The sequence below is a fragment of the Halomonas sp. 3D7M genome (genome assembly GCF_014897885.1).
Lineage (GTDB): Bacteria > Pseudomonadota > Gammaproteobacteria > Pseudomonadales > Halomonadaceae > Vreelandella.
Genome location: NZ_JABUZF010000113.1, coordinates 1 through 1,220 on the forward strand (window position 1 = coordinate 1; position 1,220 = coordinate 1,220).

Here is a 1,220-nt window from a genome sequence, read left to right on the forward strand (position 1 = left end):
GAAATCGCCGATAGCTTAGCGACCCTTGGGTGTTTGCCGCTGGCTAACCGTGAGCTTCACTTAGGGCAACCGCGAAAGTTGGCGCTGTCGATCGGTATTTTTGCCCTCGCCATTATGGCGATGCTGTTTGATTTGCTTCCTGCGGCTGTTGCTATGAGTAGCGCGGCGTTGATATCACTGCTGATAGGAGTGCTGCCGCTGAGAGAAGGTTATCAAGCCATTGATGGGCCCGTTATTGTTCTCCTGGCGGCCATGCTGCCGGTGGGGGAAGCGCTTGAAACGAGCGGTGGCGCTGAAATTATTGCTGATGCGCTACTACGATTTGGCGTTGAGTGGCCCATCACTGTTTCATTAGCAGGGCTATTTATTCTCTCGATGTTACTTTCCAACGTGGTCAATAACGCCGCAGCCGCGTTGTTGATGGCGCCTATTGCCGCCAGTCTTGCGAGTGGTTTTGATGCATCACTCGATCCCTTTCTAATGGTGGTCGCTGTCAGCGCCTCATGCGCCTTTCTAACGCCGATAGGCCACCAGTCCAATACGCTAGTGTTAGGCCCGGGTGGTTACCAGTTCGGTGATTATTGGAAGCTAGGCCTTCCACTTTCGTTAGTGGTGATGGTGGTCGCTATTCCTGCCATTTTATGGGTCTGGCCGCTCTAATCGAGCAGGTGCTTGGCGAAAAATGAGAGCTTAATGTTCGTATTATTAAATTTCGAAAATTTGCTACTCTATAGCTCATAGAGAACAGCTCTTAAACACTAATAAATAACGAATAGGCCGAGCTTATGAACCAACAGTTTCGCCAAGATGCTATCGTCGAGCTAGTACGCCAGCATGGCTATATGAGCATTGAGCAACTGACCGATCACTTTGCAGTGACGCCACAGACCATTCGGCGTGATTTAAATACGCTAGCAAACGAAGGGCGGGTTCGTCGTGTGCATGGCGGTGTAGGAATAGAGTCGAGCACTGTTAATACCGCCTACAGCACGCGTAAAACGCTACATTTAGAAGAGAAAGAGCGGATTGCTCACTGCTTGGCGCAGCAAATTCCTCATCACTCCTCACTGTTTATTAATATCGGTACCAGTAACGAGGTGATCGCCCAGGCGCTGCTTGAGCACCAGGGTTTAGAAATCATTACCAATAATCTGAACGTGGCCGCCATTCTTCAGCACAAAGAGGACTTCACGGTGATTATTGCTGGCGGGCAAGTTCGC

The 1,220-nt window shown here is 50.2% G+C and carries 2 protein-coding genes; both read left to right on the forward strand.

Annotation, left to right across the window (positions count from 1 at the left end; genetic code table 11):
* Positions 1-660, forward strand: a 660-nt coding sequence (locus INT22_RS05000; RefSeq protein ID WP_193067809.1) for an SLC13 family permease, incomplete at its 5' end; no start/stop codon positions are given.
* Positions 661-785: 125 nt separating this feature from the next.
* A partial coding sequence (locus tag INT22_RS20270; protein WP_226912420.1) for a DeoR family transcriptional regulator occupies positions 786-1,220 on the forward strand: 435 nt, incomplete at its 3' end.